A 7,363-nucleotide genomic window follows, 5' to 3' on the forward strand; every position below is an offset into this window, starting at 1 on the left:
CCGATCGCCCCCTTAAGCCCACCCTAAGATCCAAGCCTCCGCCCGCTATGCCCGCATTGTCGCGCCCCCGCGGGGCTAACGTGCTGCTCGCACCCACCCCCCGCACCCCTAAGGCAGGCAAGCGATGAGCACCACGCACCGGCGCACGGTAAGCACCAAGGCCAAGGTCATAGGCGGGCTCGCGGCAGCCGCCCTCGTCGGCGGCGGCGCCTTCGCCTTCTCCGGGACGGCGCTGGCCAGCAAGACCCCTGCCGAGCCCACCGCCAAGGCCGAGGGCACCGCCAAGTTCGCCCCGTTCGTGGACACTTCACTCGCCCCTGCATACGACCTCGTCGACACCGCCGACAAGACCGGCGTGAAGGAGTTCAACCTCGCCTTCATCACCTCCGGCGGCAGCTGCGAGCCCCTGTGGGGCGGCGTCACCGGCCTCGACGACGACAAGGTCGCCTCGCAGATCGGAGCCCTGCGGGACAAGGGCGGTGACGTACGCGTCTCCTTCGGCGGAGCCGCGGGATCCGAGCTCGGCCTCAAGTGCGACAGCGCCGACGCGCTGGCCAAGGCGTACGGCAAGGTCATCGACAAGTACAAGCTGACGAAGGTGGACTTCGACATCGAGGGCGCGGCCCTCCCGGAGACCGCCGCCAACACCCGCCGTGCGCAGGCGATCGCGCAGCTGCAGAAGGAACACGAGGGCCTGGACGTCTCGTTCACGCTGCCGGTGATGCCCGAGGGGCTCACCCAGCCGGGCGTCGACCTCGTCGCCGACGCCAAGAAGAACGGCGTGAAGGTCTCCGCCGTCAACATCATGGCGATGGACTACGGGCCCTCCTACAGCGGCGACATGGGCCAGTACGCCATCGACGCCGCCACCGCCACACAGAAGCAGATCAAGGGCGCCCTCGGCCTGTCCGACGAGGAGGCCTGGAAGGCGGTCGCGGTCACCCCGATGATCGGCGTCAACGACGTCACCACCGAGATCTTCAAGGTGGAGGACGCCACGCAGCTGGTGAAGTTCGCCGAGGAGAAGGGCATCGGCCGGCTCGCCATGTGGTCGTCGACCCGCGACAAGGCGTGCGAGGGCGGCGCCGACAACGGTGCGCAGCCGACCTGTTCGTCGATCGAGCAGGAGCCGCTCGCGTTCACGAAGGCGTTCGGCGCGTACAACAAGTAACGCAACCACCCCCCCCACGGCGCCTCGACCGGCATCCCCCCACCCGGTCGAGGCGCCCTTTTGGGTGCGGTCAGTCGGCGACGTACTCCCGTGGCAGCTCGCCGCTCGCGGCGAGCTTCGCGTACCAGTGGGCGCTGGACTTCGGGGTGCGGGCCTGCGTCTCGTAGTCGACATGGACCGCGCCGAACCGCTTGCTGTAGCCGTACGCCCATTCGAAGTTGTCGAGCAGCGACCAGAGGAAGTAGCCGCGTACGTCCGCGCCCGCGAGGATCGCGTGGTGCACGGCCGCGATGTGGGAGTGCAGATAGCGGACGCGGTCGGGGTCGTGGACCTGGCCGTCCTCGCCGGGCTTGTCGTCGTACGCGGCGCCGTTTTCCGTCACGTAGAGCGGAACCCCGGGAGCTTGAGCGGTGTACTCAAGTAGAAGGTCCGTGAGGCCGGTCGGATCCACCGGCCAGTCCATCGCGGTGAGTTCACCGGGCGCCCGGTGGAAGCAGACGTGCTCGTCGGCGCCCGGCCAGGGGGAGTGCTCGCTGGCCCCGTGGCCGTCCTTGCGTGGCCCGGCGGCGTCTTCGGTGGCGGCCGAGACGACGGCGGGTGAGTAGTAGTTGATGCCGAGATAGTCGAGGGGGTGCCGGGTGATGCGCAGATCGTCGTCCTGGACGAAGGACCAGTCGGTGAGGTGCGCGGTGTCGGCGATCAGATCGTCGTCGTACGTTCCGCGGAGCATGGGCCCGGTGAAGACGCGGTTGGCGAGCGCGTCGATCCGGCGCCGTGCGTCCAGATCGGCGGCCGACGCGGTGAGCGGGCGCACCGCGCTCGGGTTGAGGCTGACGCCGATGCGGGCGCGGGCCGGCAGGTGCTCGCGCAGCGCCTGGGCGCCGAGGCCGTGCGCGAGGTTGAGATGGTGAGCCGCGCGCAGGGCGGCCACGGGGTCGGTGCGGCCCGGGGCGTGCACCCCCGAGCCATAGCCGAGAAAGGCGCTGCACCAGGGCTCGTTGAGCGTCGACCACATCTCCACGCGGTCACCGAGCGCCTCGCCCACGATCCCGGCGTACTCGGCGAAGCGGTACGCGGTGTCGCGCTCCGGCCAGCCGCCGCCCGCCAGGGATCCGCTGGGGAAGGCGTCCTCCAGCTCCTGCGGGAGGTCCCAGTGGTAGAGGGTGGCCATCGGCTGGATGCCGTGGGCGAGCAGTTCGTCGACGAGTCCGCGATAGAAGTCGAGCCCGCGCTGGACGGCGGGCCCGCGCCCGGTGGGCTGCACCCGCGGCCAGGAGACCGAGAAGCGGTACGAGGTCAGGCCCAGGTCTGCCATGAGCCGTACGTCGTCGCGCCACCGGTGGTAGTGGTCGACGGCGACGTCCCCGGTGTCCCCGCCGAGCACCTTGCCCGGCGTATGGCTGAAGGTGTCCCAGATGGAGGGGGTGCGGCCGTCCTCCCGCGCGGCCCCCTCGATCTGGTACGCGGCGGTCGCGGCGCCCCACAGAAAGCCGGGCGGAAAGCGCAGGTTCTCACGTGCCATAGGAGCGCTCCCAAGGGTTGTACGGGAAGGGGAAAGGGGAGTTGAAGGGGGGAAGGTGTAGCGCCCCGAAGGGGCGCGGGGAACTGCGCGACCAGCCACGACGCACCCGCGGCCGACAAGGGCCAGCTACCCCTTGACGGCGCCCTGCATGATCCCGCCCACGATCTGCTTGCCGAACAGCACGAAGGCGATCAGCAGCGGCAGCGTGCCAAGGAGTGCGCCCGCCATGATCACGGACTGGTCCGGGATCTGCCCGCGGCCCAGGCCGGCCAGGGCGACCTGCACGGTGGGCCGGCCCTCCTGGGTCAGGGCGATGATCGGCCAGAAGAAGTCGTTCCAGGCCATGACGAACGTCAGCATGCCCAGCACCGCCATCGCCGGGCGCGCGGCCGGGAAGACCACGTGCCAGATCACCCGCAGGCTGCTCGCCCCGTCCACCCGTGCGGCCTCGACGAGCTCGGTGGGCAGCGCCTCCTTGAGGTACTGCCGCATGAAGAACACGCCGAAGGCGCTGACCAGGGTGGGCAGGATGACGGACTGCAGCTGATCGGTCCAGCCGAGATCCGCCACGACCATGAAGAGGGGGACGACGCTGAGCTGGGGCGGCACCATCATCGTGCCGATCACCAGGAGCAGCAGTGTGTTGCGGAACTTGAAGCGGAGCTTGGCGAAGGCGAAGCCCGCGAGGGTGGCGAAGAGCACTGTGCCGATGGTGATGGTGCCGGCCACCACCAGGGTGTTGAGCAGGGCCGTGCCCATATGGGCGTCGGTCCAGGCGATCTCCAGATTCTTGAAGAGGTTGCCGCCGAACCAGAAGGGAGGGGGAGTCTCGGCGAGCCGGGTGTTGTTGCGCGATGCGGCGATCGCCGTCCACACCAGGGGGAAGAGCGAGCCGATGGTGAAGAGGATCAGCACGGCGTACGTCAGTTTCCCGCCGTGCAGATGGCGGCCGGCGCCCCGCTTCTTCGCGTTCCTCGCGCTCTTCGCGCCCGGCTCCGGCGGCGTACCCGGCTTGCGGGACCGCATGGACAGAGTGGTCGTCACGTCATCCCCTCACGCGCTCTTGCGGATCCGGCGGCTGATGGCCCAGTTGACGAGACCGATCAGCACGAGAATCAGGAACATCGTCCAGGCGATGGCCGATGAACGGCCCAGGTGCTGGTTGAACCAGCCCTGCTCGTAGAGATAGAGGCCCAGGGTCTGGAACTGGTGGTCGGAGCCGCCGGTGGGGCTCGCGCCCTGGCTGAAGAGCAGCGGCTCGCCGAAGAGTTGGGTCGCCCCGATCGTCGAGACGACACAGGTGAACAGGATCGTCGGCCGCAGCGAAGGGATCGTGACGTGCAGGAACTGCTGCCAGCGGCTCGCGCCGTCCAGCGCGGCCGACTCGTACAGATCGTTCGGGATGGCCTGCATCGCGGCGAGATAGATCAGCGCGTTGTAGCCGGTCCAGCGCCAGATGACGATGGAGGAGACCGCCAACTGCGCCGTCCAGTCGCCGTTCTGCCAGTCGACCGCGTCGACCCCGACGAGCCCGAGCGCCCAGTTGATCATGCCGTGGTCGGTGCGGCTGAACATCAGCACGAAGACCAGCGTCGCGGCGGCCACCGATGTGGCGTACGGGGTGAGGATCGCGACGCGGAAGAACATCGAGCCGCGCAGGCGGTAGTTGAGGAGGTGGGCGAGGCCGAGGGCCATCAGCAGCTGCGGCACGGTCGAGATGAGGCCGATGGTGAAGGTGTTGCGCAGCGCGTTCCAGAAGAACTCGTCGTCGATGAGGCGCGAGAAGTTGCGCAGCCCCACCCATTCCATGTCGGTGGGCGTCCCCAGCTCCACGCGGTGCAGCGAGGCCCACCCCGTATAGAGCAGCGGGAAGAGCCCGAAGGCGATGAAGAAGAGGAAGAACGGCGCGATCAGTGCGTAGGGACTCCATTTGACGTCCCAGCGGTAGCGGCGGCTGTGTCGTTCCCTGCGCCGTTCCCTGCGGCGCTCCTCGGCCGGGTCGGTGAGGGTGGCGGCCCGTGCGCGGGGTGCCGCGCCCTCCTCCCGCTCTGAGGGCGCGGCGGCATGTGCGTCACTGGTCATCCCGGTCACTGGTCCAGTGCGTTGTCGATCGTCTTCACGGCTTTGTCCCAGGCCTTGTCGGGGGCGGTTCCCTTCTGGTCGATGCCGAGCATCCCGGTGTCGGCCAGGTACTGGGAGATGATTCCGTCCTTGGGGCCGATGGGCTGGACCGGCACGCCCTCGGCGGCCTTGGAGAAGATCTGGCCCACGGGCGCGTTGCCGAAGTAGGGGTTCTTGGCGTCCTTCACCTCGGGCAGGGCGTACGCGGCGTCGGCGCTGGGGAAGCTGGCCCGCTCGTCGAAGAGCGTGGCGAGCTGCTTGGGCTCGGTGAGCCAGGCCGCGAGCTTGGCCGCCTCCTCCTTGTTCTTGCCCGCTTCGGGTACGGCGAGGAAGGAGCCGCCCCAGTTGCCGGGCCTGGGCGAGGCGGCGACGTCCCACTTGTCCTCGCCCTTGTCGCCCGCCTTGTCCTTGATGTAGCCGAGCATCCAGGGCGGGCAAGTGATCGTGGCGAAGGCCCCGTTGGAGATCGCCTGGTCCCAACTGGGCTGGAACTGCTGGAGTTTGCTGGTCAGGCCGGCCTCGGCGAACTGGGCCGCGATGTCCCAGCCCTCCTTCACCGTGGCGCTGTCCTTGTAGATCAGCTCCCCGCCCTTGTCGTAGAACTTCTCCTTGCCGGAGGCGTGCACGGCGGCCATCACGCCGGTCGCGCCGTCCACGAAGGAGGTGCCCTTGGGTGCCTTCTTCTGGTACCGCTTGCCGACGTCGAGGTACTTGTTCCAGTCACCCGCCCACAGCTTGGCCACCTCCTCGCGGTCACTGGGGAGGCCAGCCTTCTCGAAGAGGTCCTTGCGGTAGCAGATGCCGGTCGGTCCGACGTCGGTGCCGAGGCCGATCGTCTTGCCGTCGTCGGTGGTGCCCTGCCGCCACTTCCAGTCGAGGAAGTCGTTCTCGTGCACTCCGGCGACCTTGCCGAGGTCCATCAGCTTGTCGGAGTGGGTCCCGGTCAGTTCGGCGATGTTCCCGACTTCGACGGCCTGGATGTCCGAGAGGCCGCTGCCGCTGCTGAGGTGGGTGAGCAGCGCGGGCCAGTAGTTCTCGTTGCGCTGCACGGAGTTCTGTTTGATCTTGATATCCGGGTGGAGTTTCTCGTACTCCCTGTAAAGCCCGGCCTCTTCCAGACCAAAAGCCCCGAACACTCCGACGGTCAGCGTGGTCTTGCCTCCGCCGCCTCCGCCGCCTCCGCCGCCTCCGCCCGAGGAGCCGCCGGGCTCCTCCTTGTCCTCGGCGCAGCCGGCCAGCAGACCGGCGCCCAGTGCGGCGACGGCCGCGAAGACCACCGCCTTGCGGGACGTGCGTGGTGAAAAGCGCATTACGTCCTCCTGCTCCGACGTGCCGGCCGCCCTTGGTCAATCGCGGTGCGTGGAGTGTGGATCGGGGCGGGGTACGTGCGGGTCGTGTAAGAGCCAGGTACGGTGGGAGCGCTCCCATGTGTGATGTCTTGAAGAGTCGCGGCTCGGCTCGGGGGTGTCAAGGCACCGGACGGCGGGAGTTGGGCCGTCCGTGGCGGAAGTCGTATATGTGTGCGACCTGCAACCATGGCCGGCTGTTAGATTGCGCGAGGTGGGGAGGCATTGATGGGGAGTCGTCAGCCCAAGAGCCGCAGCGGGGGACGTCCGACACTCGAAGAGGTGGCCGCGCGTGCCGGGGTCGGCCGCGGCACCGTGTCCCGAGTGATCAACGGCTCGCCGCGGGTCAGCGAGCGCACCCGCGTCGCCGTCGAGGAGGCGGTGGCCGAGCTCGGCTACGTACCGAACACGGCGGCCCGCGCGCTGGCCGCCAACCGCACGGACTCGATCGCGGTGGTCGTCCCCGAGCCGGAGTCGCGCTTCTTCGCCGAGCCGTACTTCTCCGACATCATCCACGGCGTGGGCGCGGCTCTCGCCGACACGGAGCTGCAGCTCCTGCTGACCTTCGCCGGCGGCGACCGGGAGCGCAGACGCCTGGCCCAGTACTTGGCCGCGCACCGCGTGGACGGCGTACTCCTGGTCTCGGTCCACGCCGACGACCCGCTGCCCGATCTCCTGGAACAGCTGGAGATCCCGGCCGTGATCAGCGGCCGCAGGTCCGCCGACGAGACGCTCGCCTCGGTCGACTCCGACAACTTCGCGGGCGCCCGCGAGGCGGTGAAGCATCTCCTGTCCCGCGGCCGCCGCACCATCGCGACGATCACCGGCCGCCTCGACGTGTACGGCGCCCAGCGCCGCCTCGACGGCTACCGCGACGCCCTGACGGAGGCGGGCACGCCGCCCGACGAGGACCTGATCGCCCCCGCCGACTTCACCGAGGAGGGCGGCCGCCGCGCCATGGCCGAGCTGCTCGACCGCAGGCCGGACCTGGACGCGGTCTTCGCGGGCTCCGACGTGATGGCGGCGGGCGCCCGCCAGATCCTGCGCACCGCGGGCCGCCGCATACCGGAGGACGTGGCCCTGGTCGGCTTCGACGATTCGGCGATCGCCCGCCACATGGACCCACCCCTGACGAGCGTGCGCCAGCCGATCGTGGAGATGGGCCGCACGATGACGGACGTACTCCTCGCGGAGATATCCGAC

Annotated in this window: 5 protein-coding genes and 1 pseudogene; 2 read left to right on the top strand and 4 right to left on the bottom strand. The window is 69.3% G+C overall.

The features are described 5' to 3' along the window. Positions 1-280: 280 nt before the first annotated feature. A pseudogene (locus E2651_RS39205) lies at positions 281-1,171 on the top strand (chitinase); the annotation flags it as partial. 70 nt (positions 1,172-1,241) lie between these two features. Here E2651_RS39205 and E2651_RS39210 read toward each other — a convergent pair. The 4 genes from E2651_RS39210 to E2651_RS39225 form a co-directional block, all read right to left on the bottom strand. Beyond that, a complete protein-coding gene (locus tag E2651_RS39210; RefSeq protein WP_135336051.1) occupies positions 1,242-2,693 on the bottom strand; it encodes a GH1 family beta-glucosidase in 1,452 nt (483 codons plus the stop codon). 126 nt (positions 2,694-2,819) lie between these two features. Continuing rightward, a complete protein-coding gene (locus E2651_RS39215; RefSeq protein WP_135336055.1) occupies positions 2,820-3,719 on the bottom strand; it encodes a carbohydrate ABC transporter permease in 900 nt (299 codons plus the stop codon). A 27-nt stretch (positions 3,720-3,746) separates the two neighbouring features. After that, positions 3,747-4,775 carry a sugar ABC transporter permease gene (locus tag E2651_RS39220; protein ID WP_135336052.1) on the bottom strand — a complete coding sequence of 343 codons (1,029 nt, stop codon included), beginning with the start codon at positions 4,773-4,775 and terminating at the stop codon, positions 3,747-3,749. A 5-nt stretch (positions 4,776-4,780) separates the two neighbouring features. Beyond that, positions 4,781-6,124, bottom strand: coding sequence for an extracellular solute-binding protein (locus E2651_RS39225; protein ID WP_135336053.1), 1,344 nt, complete (start codon positions 6,122-6,124; stop codon positions 4,781-4,783). A gap of 264 nt (positions 6,125-6,388) precedes the next feature. On the opposite strand from E2651_RS39225, the gene E2651_RS39230 reads away from it, so the two are divergent. Further along, positions 6,389-7,363, top strand: a 975-nt coding sequence (locus E2651_RS39230; RefSeq protein ID WP_135336054.1) for a LacI family DNA-binding transcriptional regulator, incomplete at its 3' end; no start/stop codon positions are given.

The sequence above is a fragment of the Streptomyces sp. MZ04 genome (genome assembly GCF_004684775.1).
In the GTDB taxonomy this organism is placed as follows: Bacteria; Actinomycetota; Actinomycetes; order Streptomycetales; family Streptomycetaceae; genus Streptomyces.

Excerpts from the sequence above, each read along its gene's own strand:
- E2651_RS39225 (WP_135336053.1), bottom strand. The coding sequence starts at position 6,124 with ATGCGCTTTTCACCACGCACGTCCCGCAAGGCGGTGGTCTTCGCGGCC.
- E2651_RS39210 (WP_135336051.1), bottom strand. The coding sequence starts at position 2,693 with ATGGCACGTGAGAACCTGCGCTTTCCGCCCGGCTTTCTGTGGGGCGCC.
- E2651_RS39215 (WP_135336055.1), bottom strand. The coding sequence starts at position 3,719 with ATGCGGTCCCGCAAGCCGGGTACGCCGCCGGAGCCGGGCGCGAAGAGC.
- E2651_RS39220 (WP_135336052.1), bottom strand. The coding sequence starts at position 4,775 with ATGACCAGTGACGCACATGCCGCCGCGCCCTCAGAGCGGGAGGAGGGC.